17 protein-coding genes, 1 tRNA gene and 1 other RNA gene are annotated in these 16,285 nt (G+C 69.3%); 11 read left to right on the top strand and 8 right to left on the bottom strand.

The features are described 5' to 3' along the window. Nucleotides 1-57: 57 nt before the first annotated feature. The gene (locus HSO01S_RS08100) at nt 58-1,320 is read right to left on the bottom strand and encodes a nicotinate phosphoribosyltransferase (RefSeq protein WP_066040741.1); all 1,263 of its coding nucleotides are present in this window, start codon (nt 1,318-1,320) and stop codon (nt 58-60) included. Nucleotides 1,321-1,450: 130 nt separating this feature from the next. Here HSO01S_RS08100 and murI point away from each other — a divergent pair, with 130 nt between their 5' ends. Genes murI through HSO01S_RS08080 form a run of 4 tightly spaced genes read left to right on the top strand, consistent with a single transcriptional unit; the run spans nt 1,451 to nt 4,739 of the window. After that, nucleotides 1,451-2,284: a glutamate racemase gene (gene murI / locus HSO01S_RS08095; protein WP_066040247.1), complete on the top strand. Its 834-nt coding sequence runs from the start codon at nt 1,451-1,453 to the stop codon at nt 2,282-2,284. Further along, nucleotides 2,281-3,042, top strand: a complete 762-nt coding sequence (gene rph, locus HSO01S_RS08090; protein ID WP_066040245.1) for a ribonuclease PH — start codon at nt 2,281-2,283, stop codon at nt 3,040-3,042. Before murI ends, rph begins: the two co-directional genes overlap by 4 nt. Nucleotides 3,043-3,055: 13 nt before the next feature. Then, nucleotides 3,056-3,652, top strand: a complete 597-nt coding sequence (gene rdgB, locus HSO01S_RS08085) for an RdgB/HAM1 family non-canonical purine NTP pyrophosphatase (RefSeq protein ID WP_066040243.1) — start codon at nt 3,056-3,058, stop codon at nt 3,650-3,652. Between the two features lie 46 nt (nt 3,653-3,698). Next, nucleotides 3,699-4,739 (top strand): cation diffusion facilitator family transporter, encoded by a 1,041-nt coding sequence (locus HSO01S_RS08080; protein WP_084361513.1) that lies wholly within the window; start codon nt 3,699-3,701, stop codon nt 4,737-4,739. Between the two features lie 58 nt (nt 4,740-4,797). Here the strand turns inward: HSO01S_RS08080 and HSO01S_RS08075 are convergent, their stop codons facing one another. The 3 genes from HSO01S_RS08075 to HSO01S_RS08065 form a co-directional block, all read right to left on the bottom strand. Then, a complete protein-coding gene (locus tag HSO01S_RS08075) occupies nt 4,798-5,565 on the bottom strand; it encodes a DedA family protein (protein WP_084361463.1) in 768 nt (255 codons plus the stop codon). A 25-nt stretch (nt 5,566-5,590) separates the two neighbouring features. Next, a tRNA-Leu gene (locus HSO01S_RS08070) sits at nt 5,591-5,672 on the bottom strand. 92 nt (nt 5,673-5,764) lie between these two features. After that, nucleotides 5,765-6,994, bottom strand: a complete 1,230-nt coding sequence (locus HSO01S_RS08065; RefSeq protein ID WP_066040241.1) for an MFS transporter — start codon at nt 6,992-6,994, stop codon at nt 5,765-5,767. Between the two features lie 53 nt (nt 6,995-7,047). Between HSO01S_RS08065 and prfB the strand changes: the two genes are divergently transcribed. The 4 genes from prfB to smpB all read left to right on the top strand — a co-directional run bounded on the left by prfB (nt 7,048) and on the right by smpB (nt 10,813). Next, nucleotides 7,048-8,154: a peptide chain release factor 2 gene (gene prfB / locus HSO01S_RS08060; RefSeq protein WP_066040239.1), complete on the top strand. Its 1,107-nt coding sequence runs from the start codon at nt 7,048-7,050 to the stop codon at nt 8,152-8,154. A 111-nt stretch (nt 8,155-8,265) separates the two neighbouring features. Beyond that, nucleotides 8,266-9,348, top strand: a complete 1,083-nt coding sequence (gene ftsE, locus HSO01S_RS08055; RefSeq protein ID WP_084361462.1) for a cell division ATP-binding protein FtsE — start codon at nt 8,266-8,268, stop codon at nt 9,346-9,348. After that, entirely contained in the window at nt 9,345-10,259 is a 915-nt protein-coding gene (gene ftsX / locus HSO01S_RS08050; protein ID WP_066040237.1) for a permease-like cell division protein FtsX, read from the top strand. The genes ftsE and ftsX overlap by 4 nt, the downstream gene beginning before the upstream one ends. 77 nt (nt 10,260-10,336) lie before the next feature. Beyond that, nucleotides 10,337-10,813: an SsrA-binding protein SmpB gene (gene smpB / locus HSO01S_RS08045; protein WP_066040235.1), complete on the top strand. Its 477-nt coding sequence runs from the start codon at nt 10,337-10,339 to the stop codon at nt 10,811-10,813. Between the two features lie 68 nt (nt 10,814-10,881). Here the strand turns inward: smpB and HSO01S_RS08040 are convergent, their stop codons facing one another. Both HSO01S_RS08040 and HSO01S_RS08035 read right to left on the bottom strand, forming a co-directional pair. Continuing rightward, entirely contained in the window at nt 10,882-11,817 is a 936-nt protein-coding gene (locus HSO01S_RS08040; RefSeq protein WP_066040233.1) for an oxidoreductase, read from the bottom strand. Then, nucleotides 11,817-12,497, bottom strand: coding sequence for an SIMPL domain-containing protein (locus HSO01S_RS08035; protein ID WP_066040231.1), 681 nt, complete (start codon nt 12,495-12,497; stop codon nt 11,817-11,819). Before HSO01S_RS08035 ends, HSO01S_RS08040 begins: the two co-directional genes overlap by 1 nt. A 97-nt stretch (nt 12,498-12,594) precedes the next feature. Here HSO01S_RS08035 and ssrA point away from each other — a divergent pair. Both ssrA and HSO01S_RS18700 read left to right on the top strand, forming a co-directional pair. After that, nucleotides 12,595-12,993: a transfer-messenger RNA gene (ssrA, locus tag HSO01S_RS08030) on the top strand. 272 nt (nt 12,994-13,265) lie between these two features. Further along, complete coding sequence (locus HSO01S_RS18700; RefSeq protein WP_157078965.1) at nt 13,266-13,442, top strand: hypothetical protein; 177 nt, start codon at nt 13,266-13,268, stop codon at nt 13,440-13,442. Between the two features lie 12 nt (nt 13,443-13,454). On the opposite strand, the gene HSO01S_RS08025 is transcribed toward HSO01S_RS18700, so the two are convergent. Continuing rightward, on the bottom strand, nt 13,455-13,952 hold the full coding sequence (locus HSO01S_RS08025; protein ID WP_066040229.1) for a MarR family winged helix-turn-helix transcriptional regulator: 498 nt from the start codon (nt 13,950-13,952) through the stop codon (nt 13,455-13,457). 9 nt (nt 13,953-13,961) lie between these two features. Continuing rightward, nucleotides 13,962-14,618, bottom strand: a complete 657-nt coding sequence (locus tag HSO01S_RS08020; RefSeq protein WP_066040227.1) for a histidine phosphatase family protein — start codon at nt 14,616-14,618, stop codon at nt 13,962-13,964. 108 nt (nt 14,619-14,726) lie between these two features. On the opposite strand from HSO01S_RS08020, the gene HSO01S_RS08015 reads away from it, so the two are divergent. After that, nucleotides 14,727-16,229 (top strand): S1C family serine protease, encoded by a 1,503-nt coding sequence (locus HSO01S_RS08015; protein WP_066040225.1) that lies wholly within the window; start codon nt 14,727-14,729, stop codon nt 16,227-16,229. The last annotated feature ends 56 nt before the right edge of the window (nt 16,230-16,285 follow it).

Here is a 16,285-nt window from a genome sequence, read left to right as displayed (position 1 = left end):
AAGCGACTAGCGCGCGCGGGCGAGCGGGCGAGCTTGCCCCCGGCCAGGTGACCGGCCCTAGACCTCCCGGTACACCGTCGGGATGACCGGATCCCCGGCCGCAAGCCGAAACGCCTCGTCCGGCAGCTCAGCGAGTGCCGACCGGCAGTGCTCCCGCGCGGCCTCGACGCCCGCGGCCCCGAGGTGCTCGGGCAGCGCGACCCCGTCGACGACGAGGGGCACGTGCAGTGCGCGCCCCCGGGCATCCGCCGGCGCCGCGTCGCCGACGTACACGGTCTCGGAGACAGCGGTCCCGGAGGCGTCCTGCAGCCGCACGGGATGCTTCCGCCCCCCGCGCGTCGCCTTGTCGGCCGACTTCTTCGCCACGGCCACCCACTCGCCGTCGGCGCCCTGCCGGGCGACGAGCTTGTAGACCATGCCCGCCGCGGGGGAGCCCGAACCGGTCACGACCGAGGTGCCGACGCCGTAGGAGTCGACCGGGGTGGCGGCGAGAGCCGCGATCGCGAACTCGTCAAGATCGTTGGTGACCGTGATCTTCGTGCCGGTGTTGCCGAGCCCGTCGAGCTGGTCGCGCACCGAGCCCACGAGGGTGAGCAGGTCGCCGGAGTCGAGCCGCACCGCGCCGAGCGACGGTCCGGCGACGCGCACCGCGGTCTCGACCCCGGTGGGAACGTCGTAGGTGTCGACGAGCAGCGTCGTCGAGGGCCCGAGGGCGTCGACCTGAGCACGGAAGGCCTCCTCCTCGCTGTCGTGCAGCATCGTGAAGGCGTGCGCGGCGGTGCCCATCGTCGGCACACCCCAGCTGCGCCCGGCCTCGAGGTTCGAGGTCGCGCCGAAGCCCGCGATGTAGGCGGCGCGCGCGGCGGCGACCGCCGAACGCTCCCCGGTGCGCCGGGAGCCCATCTCGGCGAGCGGCCGTCCGCGGGCCGCGGACACCATCCGGGCCGCCGCCCCCGCCACCGAGGAGTCGTAGTTGAGCACGCTCAGGACGAGGGTCTCGAGCAGCACGCCCTCGGCGAAGCTCGACTCGACGACCAGCAGCGGGGAGTTCGGGAAGTAGATCTCGCCCTCGCGGTACCCCGTGATCGTCCCCGAGAAGCGGTAGTCGGCGAGCCAGTCGAGGGTGGCGGGGCCGACCACCCGGTTCGCGCGCAGGAACTGAAGTTCGGCGTCGCCGAACCGGAAGTCGGCGATCAGCTGCAGCAGCCGCCCCGTCCCCGCCACGACCCCGTAGCGCCGGCCGCGGGGGAGGCTGCGCCCGAACGCCTCGAAGACGCTCGGCCGGTCGTGGGTCCCGGCCTTGATGGCCGCGTCGATCATGGTGAGCTCGTAGCGATCGGTGAGCAGCGCGGTCGATCCCGCGGGTCCGGCCGACCCTGTTGATCCGGTGGAGGTGGTCACAGTCCGAGCATAAAGGGCCACCCAGGATGGCGGGCTAGGCTTGTGCACCGTGAGTGATGCACCGATCGGGATCTTCGACTCCGGGGTGGGGGGCCTCACGGTCGCCCGTTCGGTGCGCGACCAGCTGCCGCGGGAGTCGATCCTCTACGTCGGCGACACCGCCCACTCGCCCTACGGCCCCAAGCCACTGGCCGACGTGCGCCGCTACGCGCTCGACGTGCTCGACGACCTCGTCGCCCAAGACGTGAAGATGCTCGTCATCGCCTGCAACACGGCCTCGGCGGCCATGCTCCGGGATGCACGTGAGCGCTACAGCGTCCCCGTGATCGAGGTCATCCAGCCCGCTGTCCGCACGGCGGTGACCGTCACCCGCAACAACCGGGTCGGTGTGATCGGCACCACGGCCACGATCACCTCGCGCGCCTACAACGACGCCTTCGCCGCCGCCCCGCACCTCGAGCTGTTCACGCAGGCCTGCCCGGAGTTCGTGCGCTACGTCGAGGCCGGCGACACGACCAGCCGCGAGCTGGTGTCCCTCGCCGAGGGCTATCTGCAGCCCCTGCTCGACGAGGGGATCGACACCCTCGTGCTCGGCTGCACGCACTATCCGTTCCTCAAGGGCGCCATCTCCTACGTCGTCGGCGACGGCGTCCGCCTGGTCTCCAGCGACACCGAGACCGCGAACGACGTCTACCGCACGCTTGTCCGCGCGGGGATCGAGCGCACCTCCTCGGCCCCGCCCACCTACCGCTACGAGGCCACCGGCACGAGTGCCGAGGAGTTCCTCCGCCTCGCCGAGAAGTTCCTCGGCCCCGAGGTCTCGACCGTCGAGCTCGTCGAGACCGGCACCATCACCATCCCCCATCAGAGGAGAACACCGTGACCGACCCCCAGGCATCCGCCGTCCGCAAAGACGGCCGCACCGCCGACCAGCTCCGCCCGGTGACCATCGAGCGCGGCTGGAGCGATCAGGCCGAGGGCTCGGCGCTGATCTCGTTCGGCAAGACGCGTGTGCTCTGCACCGCCTCGTTCACGAACGGCGTCCCACGCTGGAAGTCCGGATCGGGCAAGGGCTGGGTCACCGCCGAGTACTCGATGCTGCCGCGCTCGACGAACGACCGGATGGACCGCGAGTCGGTCAAGGGCCGCATCGGCGGCCGCACCCACGAGATCTCCCGCCTGATCGGCCGATCGCTGCGTGCCGTCGTCGACATGAAGGCACTCGGCGAGAACACGATCGTGATCGACTGCGACGTGCTGCAGGCCGACGGCGGAACCCGCACCGCCGCGATCACCGGCGCCTACGTGGCGATGGCCGACGCGATCGAGTGGGCCCGCACCAAGAAGTTCATCGGCCAGAAGTCGAAGCCGCTGCTCGACAGCGTCGCGGCGGTGTCGGTCGGGATCATCGACGGCGCGCCCATGCTCGACCTCGCCTACGTCGAGGACGTCCGGGCCGAGACCGACATGAACGTCGTCGTCACGGGCCGGGGACTGTTCGTCGAGGTGCAGGGCACGGCCGAGGGCGCCCCCTTCGACCGCCGTGAACTCGATTCGCTGCTGGATCTCGCCCTCCTCGGCACCACCGAGCTCACGACCCTGCAGGCCGCGATCCTCGCGTCCGGCACCGACGCCGAGTAACGGAGGGATCCGGATGCGCGTCGTCCTCGCCACGCACAACGCCCACAAGGTGGCCGAGTTCCAGGCCATCCTCGGCACCGAGCTCCCCGAGCTCGAGATCGTCGCCTACGACGGCCCCGAGCCGGTGGAGGACGGCACGACCTTCGCCGAGAACGCGCTGATCAAGGCGCGGACGGCCGCGGCCCACACCGGGCTCCCGGCCCTCGCCGACGACTCGGGCATCTGCGTGGACGTGATGGGCGGCGCCCCGGGCATCTTCTCGGCCCGCTGGGCCGGGCACGGCCGCGGCTCGGATGCGAACCTCGCGCTGCTCGTCGACCAGCTGGCCGACGTGCACGAGGGCGACCGCGGAGCCGAGTTCGCCTGCCACATCGCCATCGTCGTGCCAGAGACGGGATTCGAGACCGTCGTCGCGGGCACCTGGCGCGGCCGGCTGGCCAGAACCCCACACGGGGGCGGGGGCTTCGGCTACGACCCCTTGTTCATCCCGGAGGGCTCCGAGATCACCGCTGCCGAGCTGACCGCCGACGAGAAGAACGCGGTGAGCCATCGGGCCCGCGCCTTCGCCGAGGCAATCCCCGTGCTGAGAACGAGCCTCATTCCCGACTAGGCGAGAACCGGCCGGGGGCGGGTTTCCGGCGGTTATCGTTGTCGTGATGAGCGACGACACCCCTCGGCACGAGCACGGCGTCCCGGCCGGCTGCGGCCCGGCGTCGGGGCATGTCGCGCGCGCGGGCGCGCCCGCCGCATCCTCGAAAGCGTCGACCTCGGGTCAATCGCATTCGCACTCGCACGCGCACTCGCACGGCTCGGGCGCGAACCGCCGGCGCCTGACCGTCGCGATAGCGATCGTCGCGACCGTCCTGGTCGTCGAGGCCGCCGGTGCCCTGCTCTCGGGATCGCTGTCGCTGTTCGCCGACGCCGGGCACATGCTCTCCGATCTGATCGGCCTGATCATCGCCCTAATCGCCACGATCGTCGCGGCCCGCCCGGCGAACGAGCGGCACAGCTACGGCTACCAGCGCGCCGAGGTGTTCGGGGCCCTGATCAACAGCCTCATCCTGATCGTCGTCGCGGCGTTCGTGACCTTCGAGGCGGTCGGGCGCCTGATCTCCTCCGAGCCGGGGGAGGTGCAGGGCGGGCTCATGCTGGCCGTCGCCGGGATCGGTCTGGTCGCCAACTTCGCGTCCCTGATGATCCTCCGTGGTGGCGCCAAGACCTCCATCAACATGCGCGGCGCCTACCTCGAGGTGCTCGGCGACCTTCTCGGGTCGATCGCGGTCATCATCGCGGCCGTCGTCATCCTCACCACCGGCTTCGAGCGGGCGGATGCGATCGCGTCGCTCCTGATCGCCGCCATGATCGTGCCCCGCGCGGTGTCGCTGCTGAAGGACGTGGTGTCGGTGCTCAACCAGTCGACGCCGTCCGACATGGACGTGCAGGGCATCCGCTCGCACATCCTGGAGGAGCCGGGCGTGGTCGAGGTGCACGACGTGCACGTCTGGGCCATCACCTCGGGACGGTACGTCTTCTCGTCGCACGTCGTGGTGGAGCGCCAGGTGTTCGAGCGAGGCGCGACCGGGCCGCTGCTCGACTCGCTGGGCGCGTGCCTGTCATCCCACTTCGACGTCGAGCACTCGACCTTCCAGCTCGAACCCGCCGAGCACGCCCGGCACGAGGAGCGGCCGCACCTCTAGAGCGCGGCGGTCCAGAGCGACGACAGCCAGCGCGCCTGCCCGCCCGCGGCTCGTGACGTTACGGGCGCGGGTTCGTGTCGAGGTCGTTGCCGAACACCTCGGGCTCGAGGGTGAGCTTCTCGGCGGCCCCGGTCACCTCGACCTCTTCGGCGTCGGCGGCCAGCGCGTTGCGCTTGGCCTCGCGCGAGGTGCGCACGTAGTGGAACACGGTCGGGATCACGGTGAGCACGACCACGGCGATGAGCACCAGGTCGAGGTACTTCTCGGCGAACTCCTTGACCAGCGGGATCTGGCCGAGCCCGAAGCCGAGCATCGTGATGCCCGAGCCCCAGATCAGCGCGCCGATGGCGTTGTAGAGCGAGTAGCGGCGGTAGCTCATGTGCCCGATGCCGGCGGCGATCGGGGCAAAGGTGCGCACGATCGGCACGAAGCGCGCCACGATCACGGCGAAGCCGCCGAAGCGCTCGAAGAACTCGTTGGTGCGCTCGACGTTGCGCACGCTGAACAGCCCCGACTCCTTGCGTTCGAACACCCGCGGGCCGAACTTGTGACCGATCAGATACCCGACCTCACCGCCCAGGAAGGCGGCCAGCGAGATGCCGAGGCAGACCCACCAGATGTCGACGCCGAACTTGCCGCTGACGGCGAGCACGCCCGTGAAGAACAGGAGGGTGTCGCCGGGGAGGAGGAACCCGACGAGCAGGCCCGTCTCGGCGAAGACGATCGCGCACACGATCAAGAGGGCCACCGGCCCGAACACGCCGCCGAGCAGGGTGTTGGGGTCGAGCCAGGGGATGAGGGCGGCAGGTGCTGCAGCGGCGATCACGGTCGGTTCTCCAGTCGTCGGGGAGTGCGGGAGAAGGGACTTGAACCCTCACGCTCGAAAGCACAGGAACCTAAATCCTGCGTGTCTGCCAATTTCACCACTCCCGCACGCTGGATTCCAGTGTAGGGGCTGGGCCTCGGCAGCTTTTCAGCAGACTCCCGAGCGTGTCCCGCCGCGTCTGCACCGACCCGTGGGCGGGTCAGGCGGCCTTCCGGTGGGGCACATAACGGGGGATGTTGCGGGCGAGGATGCCGGCGCCCGCGATCCCCACGACGCCCACGATCCCGGTCGCGAGCGAGAGGGAGGCGACCGCGACGATCGCCGAGACGGCGAGCGGAGCGAGGGCTGCTCCCGCGTCGGCCGTGAACCGGAACGCGCCGAGGAAGGGGGCGGGATCCCGCTTCGGGGCGAGATCGGCCGAGAGGGTCATGATGATCCCGCTGCCGACCCCGTTCGCCACGCCCATGACGATCGCGACGACGATGAACCACTGCACCGCTCCGGGCAGATCGTGCGTGAACGAGAGCGTGAGGAGCGCCAGCCCCATCCCGATCATCGAGGGCACGACACTCCACAGCCGGCCGAACCGGTCCATGATCTGGCCACTGGTGTAGAAGAGCGCGAAGTCGGCGGCGGCACCGACGCCCACGATGAGGGCGGTGGTCTGCTCCGACAGCCCGATGCTGACGGCCCAGAGCGGCAGGATGGCGAGCCGGCTCGCACGGAGACCTCCCACGACGCCGGCACCCGACCCGACGCGCACCAGCACTCCGCGGTTCTCCCAGATGGTGCGGAACAGTCCGCTGGACTCCTCCTGCACGAACTGCTGCCCGGTGTCGGGCCGCGTCATGGTCTCGGTCGGGTCGTTCATCACCAGGAGCACGACCAGCACGATCACGGCGCAGAGGATGTGCAGGAGGAACGCGGTCTCCACCGACCCGGTCACCCCGATCAGCAGCGCACCGAGAAACGGCCCGATGAACCAGCCCGCGCGAAACGAGCCGCCGAGGGTCGAGAGGGCGCGGGCCCGGATGCGGACGGGCACGAAGGTGGTCATGAACGCCTGCCGGGCGAGGGCGAAGACCGCCGCCGACAGGCCGAGCAGGAAGATGGCGATCCCGAACATCGCCGCGTTCACGGCGAACAGGGCGAGCGTCACGGCGCCGATCGACAGGATGGCGGCGGCGATCATCGAGCGCCGTTCGCCGATCTTCGAGACGACCCAGCCGCTCGGGATGTCGCCGGCCAGCTGCCCCACGACGATCATCGCCGCGATCAGGCCGGCTCCGGCCAGGCCCGCACCGAGCGAGGAGGCGACGGCGGGGATGACCGGGATGACCGCTCCCTCGCCGATCCCGAACAGGAGCGACGGGAGCAGTGCGGGGAGCGCGATCGACCGGAAGCGGAAGTCGTCGGTCACGGTCGTCATCTGAACTACTTTACGCCTGTGAATTACCTTCCCGCCGCTAGACTGGGCGCACGATGTTGGACATTGACCTCTCAGAACAGATCGCACAGCTGCGAAGCACCTTCGACGACATCCGATCGGTGGTCGACGTCGACGCACTGACCGCCGAGATCGCGCGGCTCAGCGAGGAGGCCGGCGTCCCCGACCTGTGGGACGACACGGCGAAGGCGCAGAAGGTCACGAGCGCCCTCAGCCACCGGCAGGGCGAGCTGGCGAAGATCGAGAGCATCCAGAGCCGGCTCGACGATCTCGAGGTGCTGGTCGAGCTCGCGAACGAGGCGGGCGACGAGGAATCGGCCGAGGAGGCGCGGGTCGAGCTGACCGCCATCCAGAAGGTGCTCGGCGAGCTCGAGGTGCAGACCCTGCTGAACGGCGAGTTCGATCCGAGGCCCGCCGTGATCACCATCCGCTCGGGTGCCGGCGGGGTCGACGCGGCCGACTTCGCCGAGATGCTGATGCGGATGTACCTGCGCTGGGCCGAGAAGCACAACTACTCCACCACGGTGATGGACACGAGCTACGCGGAGGAGGCGGGCATCAAGTCCGCCACCTTCGAGATCGACGCCCCCTACGCCTTCGGCACCCTGAGCGTCGAGGCCGGCACCCACCGTCTGGTGCGGATGAGCCCGTTCGGGGCGGCCGGTAAGCGCCAGACCAGCTTCGCCGCCGTCGAGGTCATCCCGCTGATCGAGGAGGCGGGCGTGATCGAGATCCCGGAGAGCGACATCCGGGTCGACGTCTTCCGCTCGAGCGGCCCCGGCGGCCAGTCGGTGAACACCACCGACTCCGCGGTGCGCATCACGCACCTCCCCACCGGCACCGTGGTGTCGATGCAGAACGAGAAGAGCCAGATCCAGAACCGCGCCGCAGCCCTCCGGGTGTTGCAGTCGCGGCTGATGATCATCCAGCGTGAGCAGGAGGCGGCTCAGAAGAAGGAGCTCGCGGGCGTGATCACGGCCAGCTGGGGAGACCAGATGCGCAGCTATGTGCTGGCGCCGTACCAGATGGTCAAAGACCTGCGCACGGATTTCGAGGTCAACAACCCCTCCGCGGTGTTCGACGGCGACCTCGACGGGTTCATCGCCGCCGGGATCAAGTGGCGCAAGCGCAAGCAGGACTGAGGTTCGCGGGGCGAGCCGCCCCCACCGACGGATCGTAAGAATCCTATGAATCGGCGAGTCCAGCGAGTCGCGCGGTCGATTAGCCGGGGCCCTGCTTAGAGTCATCACGTCATGATTCGGTTTGATCAGGTAACCAAGACCTACAAGGGCACGAAGCGGCCCGCACTCAACTCGGTCGACCTCGAGATCCTCCGCGGGGAGTTCGTCTTCCTCGTCGGCGCCTCGGGCTCGGGCAAGTCGAGCTTCCTCCGCCTGATCCTCAAGGAGGACAGGCCGACCGCCGGCAACATCCACGTGCTCGGGCAGGATCTGAACGCGATCTCGAATCGCAAGGTCCCCTACTTCCGGCGCAACCTCGGAGTCGTCTTCCAGGACTTCCGCCTGCTGCCCGGCAAGAACGTCTTCGACAACGTCGCGTTCACGCTGCAGGTCATCGGAAAGTCGCGCGGATTCATCCAGGAGGCCGTCCCGGACGTGCTGCAGATGGTCGGTCTCGCCGAGAAGGCGAACCGGCTGCCGCACGAGCTCTCGGGAGGCGAGCAGCAGCGCGTGGCGATCGCCCGCGCGGTGGTCAACAAGCCCGCCGTCCTGCTGGCCGACGAGCCGACCGGAAACCTCGACCCCTCGACCAGCGCGGGCATCATGACCGTGCTCGAGCGCATCAACGCCGGCGGCACGACCGTCGTCATGGCAACCCACGACAACGCGATCGTCGACCACATGAAGCGCCGCGTGATCGAGCTCGTCAGCGGGCAGATCGTGCGTGACGAAGACCAGGGCGGCTACGGGATGACCGCGGAGATCGCTCTGCAGGACTCCGGGCTGACCGCCGAGATCGCCCTCTCCGAGGGTCTCGTCCGTCCGGCCGGGCCCGCCCAGCCCCACGTGACGCCCCCGCGCAGTGCTCCTCCGCTGCCGCCGGTCACCACCTCGACCCCGGTGCAGTACCCGGCCGAGACCGAGCAGGTGCGAGAGCCGGTGACCGTGCCGCAGTATCAGCAGCCCGCATCCGCGCCCCAGCAGCAGCCCGCGCAGCCGCAGCCCGTCGCCCCGCTGATGCCGCCGCAGCAGCAGCAACCCGATCCTCGCGACCCGGCCACCGAGTCGCTCACCCTGGCCGAGAAGCTCGGCCTGCGCGCGCCCGGCGCCCCTGCCGCCCGCGACAACGACCAGAACGTGGGGCCGACGACGTGAGATTCGCACTGATCCTCGGCGAGGTCGGCACCGGCCTCCGTCGCAACGTGTCGATGGTGGTCTCCGTCGTCCTCGTCACCTTCATCTCGCTCACCTTCGTGGGCGCCGCGATCCTGCTGCAGATGCAGATCGGCCAGATGAAGAACTTCTGGTACGACAAGGCCCAGGTCGCCGTCTACATGTGCACCGCGACCTCCGGCGGCGAGAACTGCGCCGGCGGCGAGGCCAATCAAGACCAGAAGGACGCCGTGGAGGCGCAGCTCCAGGGCTCGACGCTCTCCCCGTTCATCGACAAGTTCTACTTCGAGGATCACCAGCAGGCGTTCGAGAACTTCCAGAAGCAGTTCGCCGGCAATCCGGTCACCGAGTACGTCACCTCCGACCTGCTGAACGAGACCTTCTGGGTCAACCTCAAGGACCCGACGCAGTCCGACGTGCTGGTCGAGAGCCTCTCAGGGTTCCCGGGCGTCGACAGCGTGACCGATCAGCGGAGCTACCTCGAGCAGATCTTCTCCATCCTGAACGCCGCCAGCTACACGGCGATCGGCATCGCGTCGCTCATGCTCGTGGCCGCCGTCCTGCTGATCGCCACGACGATCCGGCTCTCGGCGTTCTCGAGGAGACGGGAGATCGGGATCATGCGCCTGGTGGGCGCGTCGAACCGGTTCATCCAGACCCCGTTCATCCTCGAGGGAATCATCGCGTCGCTGATCGGCTCGGTGCTCGCCGGTGCCGCGATGGTCGCGATCGTCAAGTTCTTCGTGCGCGACTACCTCGTCGTGAACCTGCCGTTCACCTCCTTCGTCGATCTGAGCGACGCGTTCCTGGTGGCGCCGGTGCTGATCGTGATGGGAGCTCTGCTCGCTGCGCTCTCGGCGAAGTTCGCGATCACGCGCTACCTGAAGGTCTAGACCAGGCATAGAATGATGGGCTGCCGCATGCCGGCGGCCCATCATCTGTTTCCCGCCCCCGACCCCAGGAGTGAACCGTGCCACGCGAACGCGGAGAGAAGGTCGTCGCGACCAACCGCAAGGCGCGACACGACTACACGATCGAAGACACCTACGAGGCGGGCCTCGTGCTCACCGGCACCGAGGTGAAGTCGCTGCGCGAGGGCCGGGCGTCGCTGGTCGACGGCTATGCCTTCATCGACGGGGGCGAGGCGTGGCTGGATGCCGTGCACATCCCGGAGTACAACCAGGGCACGTGGAACAACCACCCGCCTCGGCGTAAGCGCAAGCTGCTGCTGCACAAGGAGCAGATCCTCAAGATCCACAACAAGACCAAAGAGGGCGGCTACACGCTCGTGCCGCTGAAGCTCTACTTCAGCGACGGGCGCGCCAAGGTCGAGCTCGCGGTCGCCAAGGGCAAGCGCGAGTACGACAAGCGTCAGGCGCTGCGGGAGCGGCAGGACAAGCGCGAGGCCGACCGGGCGATCTCGGGGCGCCGGAATCTGGGCGACTAGCCCGAAGGCTCGGCCTGGGCGCCAGCCAGGGTCTCCACCTCGGGGTCGGCCCGGCCTGGGCCTAGGCCTCAGAGCGCGTAGCTCACCCCGGTGAGGCGCTCCGCCTCGTCCCACAGCGGGCGGCCGACGGCGGGATCGCGGGAGTAGGGTTTCGCCGTCACCACGGCAGGCCGGCCCTTCAGCTGCCGCCAGCCGTCCGGGCCCCAGTACTGGCCCCCAGCCGCCTGCGGGTCGGTCGCGGCGGCGACGATCGGCCAGGCGCCCGCATCCTTGCCCTGGGCGACCACCTGGTAGGCCGTGCGCTTCAGGGTGCCGGCGGTCTTCGGTTCGGGCAGGATGTCGCGGTGCGGGGAGAGCTCGTCGAGAGCGAACCCGGGATGCGCGACCAGGCTCGCCAGGGTGGAGCCGGCCGCGCGCAGCCGCCGGTCGAGCTCGAACGCGAAGGTCATCACGGCGAGCTTCGACCGGCCGTAGCTGGCGAACTGCTTGAACCGGCCGTGGTCGCTCTGCAGGTCGTCGAGGTCGAGCTGATTGAACTCGTGGCTGATGCTGCCGAGACTGACGACCCGGGCGCCCTCGTTGGCCTGCAGGGCGGGGAGGAGCCGGCCGATCAGGGCGAAGTGGCCGAGCAGGTTGGTACCGATCATTGTCTCGAAGCCGTCGACCGTCTCGGTGCGGCCGCCGCCGGTCGAGAGGATGCCCGCGTTGGCGATCAGGGCGTCGATGCGGGGGAGCGCGGCGAGTTCGGCGGCGCCTTCCTCGACCGACGCGAGATCGGCGAGATCCACCCGAACGAACCGGGCGTCGGCTCCCGGCACGTTGCGCTCGAGGGACGCGAGTGCGGCCGCGCCCTTCTCGGCGCTGCGGGCGGCGACCACCACGGTGGCTCCGGCGGCCGCGAGCTGCTCGGAGGCCCAGTAGCCGAGGCCGCCCGTGCCGCCGGTGACGACGTAGGTGCGGCCGGAGAGCTCGGGCAGGGCGGGGGCGTTGGAGACGGCGGCCATCAGACGAGACCGCTCTCGGCGCGGAAGCGCGCGTGCACGGCCGCCTCGATCTCGATCGCGCTGGGCCGGAGCTCCATCCCGCCGCCGCCCGGCACGGACTTGGCCGAGGCCATCATCGCCATCGGCCGGCCACCGCCGGCTGCGACCGGGTCGTCGAGCAGGCCCGGGTCGGAGATCGAGAGTGCCGCGAGCTCTCCGAGCCCGAGGGCGTCGGCGTACTCGCGGGCCTTGGTCAGCGCATCCGCGATCGCCTCGTGCCGGGCCTCGGTGTGCAGCACGGCCTCGGTCTCGCGGGAGAGGAGCCACTCGATGCCGTCGATGGCGACGCCCTCGCGGATGGCGACCACGTCGATCCACTCGGAGAGCGCCTCGAAGTCGTCGAACTCGGCGTCGACGAAGACGGCGCTGTGGAACTCGACCGGGAGGCGGGTGCCGTCCTGGCTCCAGGGGCGCTGACCCCAGACCCGAATCTGCTCGGAGTGCCAGTTGACCACCGGTCCGTTCACCTCGTCGAGGATGGACTCGAGCGAGCCCGTCAGCGATTCGTGGGCCGCGCGGGTGGCGGCCAGGACGCTGTCGCGCTTGGATCCCTCGAAGCCGACGCCGATGCGCACGCGGGCTCGTTCCGGGTTCCGTCGCAGACGGCCGTGACCGGCGACGGTGATGATGGTCTCAGACATGCTTCAACGATATTCCATGCGGTATAGTTGAAGGCTGCGCGGGATTCGTCCCGGGCAGCGATTGGAAACTCAACAGCGTGCGACAGCGACCCACCGCGGGGATGATCGGTTTCGACATTGCCTGCGAAACTGCGAGAAGCGGGTCGAGGATGCGGGGTTATCTCGTTAACGCCCTCCGCAAACTATAAGTGCCAATTCAAACAGCACTGTTGCGGCCAAGAAGGCCACCTTCGCCCTCGCGGCCTAGGTCTTCCTTCCTAGCTAAATAGCAACTGTCGGTCCGGGAATGCTCTCTACCCGGGTTCCGGCATTATCTAGAGAGATTGCTGCATGATCGTGTCTCAGGGTCATGCGGGACTTGCACTGTGACTGGGCTCGTCGACCTAGATGCCTGTAGCAAAGGTCGGAGCCGAGTAGAACGCCTCAACAGGCTACGCCCGTAGAAGGCGCAGAATCACAGCGATGGACGGGGGTTCAATTCCCCCCATCTCCACCACCCGGCCGCTGTCGCACGCCGTTGATCCCCCTCCCGTTCCTCCGTGTCGGAGGTGGCTCCTAACGTGGCGGCATGATCGAAATCACCGTCGTCGTCGTGCTCGCTCTTGTTCTCGCCGCTGCTTTCGTCATCGCGCTGATCGGGGCCGCGATCTGTGCCGTACATCCGCCCTTGAGACCGGTCGCCGAGGTGTCGGTGCTGGGTCGGCGAGCGGTGGGGTTCGCGAAGTTCGCACTCGCGACCGCCGCGGTCTTCGGCACGTCCTTCGCCGGATGGCTCGTCGTGACGACATCGTCCACCGGCTCGGGGAGGGCCTGTCGGTGTCGGCGCGCACCCACGTGCGGGTGGTCGCGGCTGCATCCGTGTCGTCGTGGTGGGTCATCGTCGGCGCATTCATGGTGTCGCCGATGGTGGTCGTGCTCCTGGTCGCTCTCGTCACCCGGCCGTAAGGCGGGGAACACTCAGGGGAGGGTGACGGGGAGGTTGTACGGGGGGCGGGCGAGGTTCGGGTCGGCCTCGCGGATTCGGCGGAGGAACGCGGCGACGGCCGGCAGCTCGGCGTCGGTGAGGGGCGCCGCGAACTCGTCTCGCACGACCTCGAGCACAGCGACCGTGGCCGCCTCGAACGCCGAGCGGCCCTTTTCCGTCGTGCGGATGAGGCTCACCCGCCGGTCGCTGGAGGACTGCTCACGATCGACCAGGCCGGCCTTCTCCATGCTGCCGACCAGATTGCTCGCCGATCCGCTGCTGTAGAGCAGGGTGCGGGACAGGCCGGTCACCGACAGGCCCTCGCCCGGGCCGTTGTTGAGGTTGTAGAGCACGTCGTACTGCGCCCAGGTGAGCCCCGCGGTGGCTCGGAGCCGTTTCTCGATCAGGCGCATGACGCGCGTGTAGCCGAGCACGAAATCGGCCCAGACCTCGAAATGCGCGGTGTCCAGCGGAGGCGTCGGGGTGGTCATGCTCCGATGTTAGGCCACGGGCTCGCCGGTGGGATCCGGCGCGCTCTCGTCCTCCAGCGCGTCGCCGCCCAGCGGATCCTCGTGCCAGTCGACCATGACCCACCCGGTCTCGGTCGACTCCAGCGTCACCATGCCGGTGTTCTCGAGCCCGTGGGTGCGGCTGAACTCGGCGTCGACGTTCTCCGACGACCACGCGGCCCAGGTGCGGATCGCGGCGCCGTGGCTGAAGATCGCGACCGTCGCGTCCGGGTGCAGCTCGCGGATCGCGGCCACCGCCCGGTCGTACCGCGCGTAGAACTCCGTGCCGTCCTCCCCGCCGGGGATGCGCGCGGAGAAGTCGGTCCACCACGCGAAGAGCGTGGTCAGGTAGGTGCGGACCGCCTCCTTGTCGGAGCGGCCCTCCAGGTCGCCGGCCGTGATCTCCTGCAGGCCGTCGAGCACGACGGGCGTGAGCCCGCGGGCGGCGGCGAGGGGAGCGGCCGTCTCCTGGGTGCGCACCATGACCGAGGCGAAGATCGCGTCGATCGGCACGCCCTCGAGCGCCTGGGGGATGGCGGCGGCCTGGGCACGCCCGAGCGCCGTGAGTCCGGGCCCGGGGATCGCGGTGCCCAGCTCCCCTCGGACGTTGTCGATCGTCTGGCCGTGGCGGATCAGGAGGAGTCTCATCGCTCTCAAGTCTAGATCCCGGTTCGATCGAATTCCTGGAGGTGAGGATGTCTCGTTACCGCTATGCTGATCCGACACCAGAGAAATCCTCACGACCGGGAGCCCGCCATGATCGCCACCTCTGCCCTTCGCCCCCTGGCTGCCGCCGCCGTGCTGGTGACCGTGGGAACGCTCGCCGCCTGTTCCGGCGGAGGGTCCGGTGGCGGATTCGACGCCGTGCAGTCGGCGACCGTGCAGATCGAGTCGGAGGGCAGCTTCGCGAACCCGGAGGACGGGCAGACGGCCGAGCAGGCCGGTCTCGGATCCGGGTTCCTCATCTCGGCCGACGGTCTGATCGTCACGAACAACCACGTGGTCGCTGGGGCCGGCACCACTAAGGTCACGATCGGCGGAGGCGGCGACGAGCACAACGCTCGCCTGCTCGGGTCGTCCGAGTGCCTCGACCTGGCCGTGGTCAAGGTCGAGGGCGGCGGCCTCCCGTTCCTCACCTGGCAGAAGGACGACATCACGACGGGCGAGAAGGTCTACGCGGCCGGCTATCCGCTCGGCGACCCCGCGTTCACCCTCACCGAGGGCATCGTCTCGAAGAACGACACGACCGGCCGCACGGCCTGGGCCTCGATCGACCACATCATCGAGCACGACGCCAAGATCCGGCCCGGCAACTCCGGCGGGCCGCTGGTCAACGCTCAAGGGCAGGTGGTCGGCGTCAACTACGCCAGCGTCGGCGAGCTCGACTCGAACTTCGCGATCCACCGCGACGAGACCCGCGAGGTGCTCGACAAGCTGATCGCGGGGGAGGACGTGCAGAGCCTCGGCGTCAATGCGCAGGCCCTGCCCACCGACGACGACGGCAGCCCGGTCGGCGTCTGGGTCAGCTCGGTGAAGGCGGGGTCGCCGGCGGACGAGGCGGGCATCGTGCCGGGTGACGTCCTGCTGCGAATGGCCGGCACGACGCTGGCCGCCGACGGCACGCTCGAGGAGTACTGCGACGTGATCCAGACCCAGGGCGACGACGGCACCATCGACGTCGACGTCTACCGCCCCTCGGAGGACGCGTTCTACCGCGGGCAGTTCAACGGGTCGGCGCTCGAGCAGGTCACGGTTCCCGGCATCGGCGCCTCCGCGGCCGGCGGCGACGACGGGCGCGAGTACACCACGATCACCGACGACACGGGCGTTCTCAGCGTCGACGTTCCAGTCGACTGGGCCGACGTCGACGGTGCCTCGTTCGCCGGCCCGGGCGGTCACGAGTTCCTCGACGTGCGGGCGAGCACGAACCTCCAGGCGTTCGAGGAATCCTGGGGCACCTCGGGAGTCACCATCTCAGCCGCCGAGGCGGCACCGGACCTGACCCCCGACGCGATCTTCGAGACCTTCGCTGGCCTCACCGCCCAATGCACCCCGGTCAGTGCGGATGCCTATTCCGACGGCGTCTACGAGGGACAGTACCGGTACTTCAGCGGCTGCGGCGGCCAGAGCGACTACGTGATCGTCGTCGCCCAGCCCAGCGACGCGAGCTACGTGATCGTCGTCTCGGTGGCCATCGCGGATCCGGCCGACCTGCCCGCCATCGAACACGTCATGGGCAGCTTCGCCGCGAACATCTGAGCCTCTCCGCAGGAGCGGGCGGGCACCCGCTGTTAGCGTGGTCGCAACGAGGAGGG

The organism is Herbiconiux solani NBRC 106740 (assembly GCF_001571005.1).
Classification (GTDB): domain Bacteria; phylum Actinomycetota; class Actinomycetes; order Actinomycetales; family Microbacteriaceae; genus Herbiconiux; species Herbiconiux solani.
This window is presented reverse-complemented; position numbering and strand designations above follow the sequence as displayed.

What these genes read in the sequence shown, in the direction of transcription:
- HSO01S_RS08020 (WP_066040227.1), bottom strand. Translation starts at nt 14,618, where the DNA reads ATGAGACTCCTCCTGATCCGCCACGGCCAGACGATCGACAACGTCCGA.
- HSO01S_RS08100 (WP_066040741.1), bottom strand. Translation starts at nt 1,320, where the DNA reads ATGATCGACGCGGCCATCAAGGCCGGGACCCACGACCGGCCGAGCGTC.
- rdgB (WP_066040243.1), top strand. Translation starts at nt 3,056, where the DNA reads ATGCGCGTCGTCCTCGCCACGCACAACGCCCACAAGGTGGCCGAGTTC.
- HSO01S_RS08015 (WP_066040225.1), top strand. Translation starts at nt 14,727, where the DNA reads ATGATCGCCACCTCTGCCCTTCGCCCCCTGGCTGCCGCCGCCGTGCTG.
- HSO01S_RS08025 (WP_066040229.1), bottom strand. Translation starts at nt 13,952, where the DNA reads ATGACCACCCCGACGCCTCCGCTGGACACCGCGCATTTCGAGGTCTGG.
- HSO01S_RS08035 (WP_066040231.1), bottom strand. Translation starts at nt 12,497, where the DNA reads ATGTCTGAGACCATCATCACCGTCGCCGGTCACGGCCGTCTGCGACGG.
- HSO01S_RS08080 (WP_084361513.1), top strand. Translation starts at nt 3,699, where the DNA reads ATGAGCGACGACACCCCTCGGCACGAGCACGGCGTCCCGGCCGGCTGC.
- ftsE (WP_084361462.1), top strand. Translation starts at nt 8,266, where the DNA reads ATGATTCGGTTTGATCAGGTAACCAAGACCTACAAGGGCACGAAGCGG.
- prfB (WP_066040239.1), top strand. Translation starts at nt 7,048, where the DNA reads ATGTTGGACATTGACCTCTCAGAACAGATCGCACAGCTGCGAAGCACC.
- HSO01S_RS08040 (WP_066040233.1), bottom strand. Translation starts at nt 11,817, where the DNA reads ATGGCCGCCGTCTCCAACGCCCCCGCCCTGCCCGAGCTCTCCGGCCGC.
- HSO01S_RS18700 (WP_157078965.1), top strand. Translation starts at nt 13,266, where the DNA reads ATGGCTCGTCGTGACGACATCGTCCACCGGCTCGGGGAGGGCCTGTCG.
- HSO01S_RS08065 (WP_066040241.1), bottom strand. Translation starts at nt 6,994, where the DNA reads ATGACGACCGTGACCGACGACTTCCGCTTCCGGTCGATCGCGCTCCCC.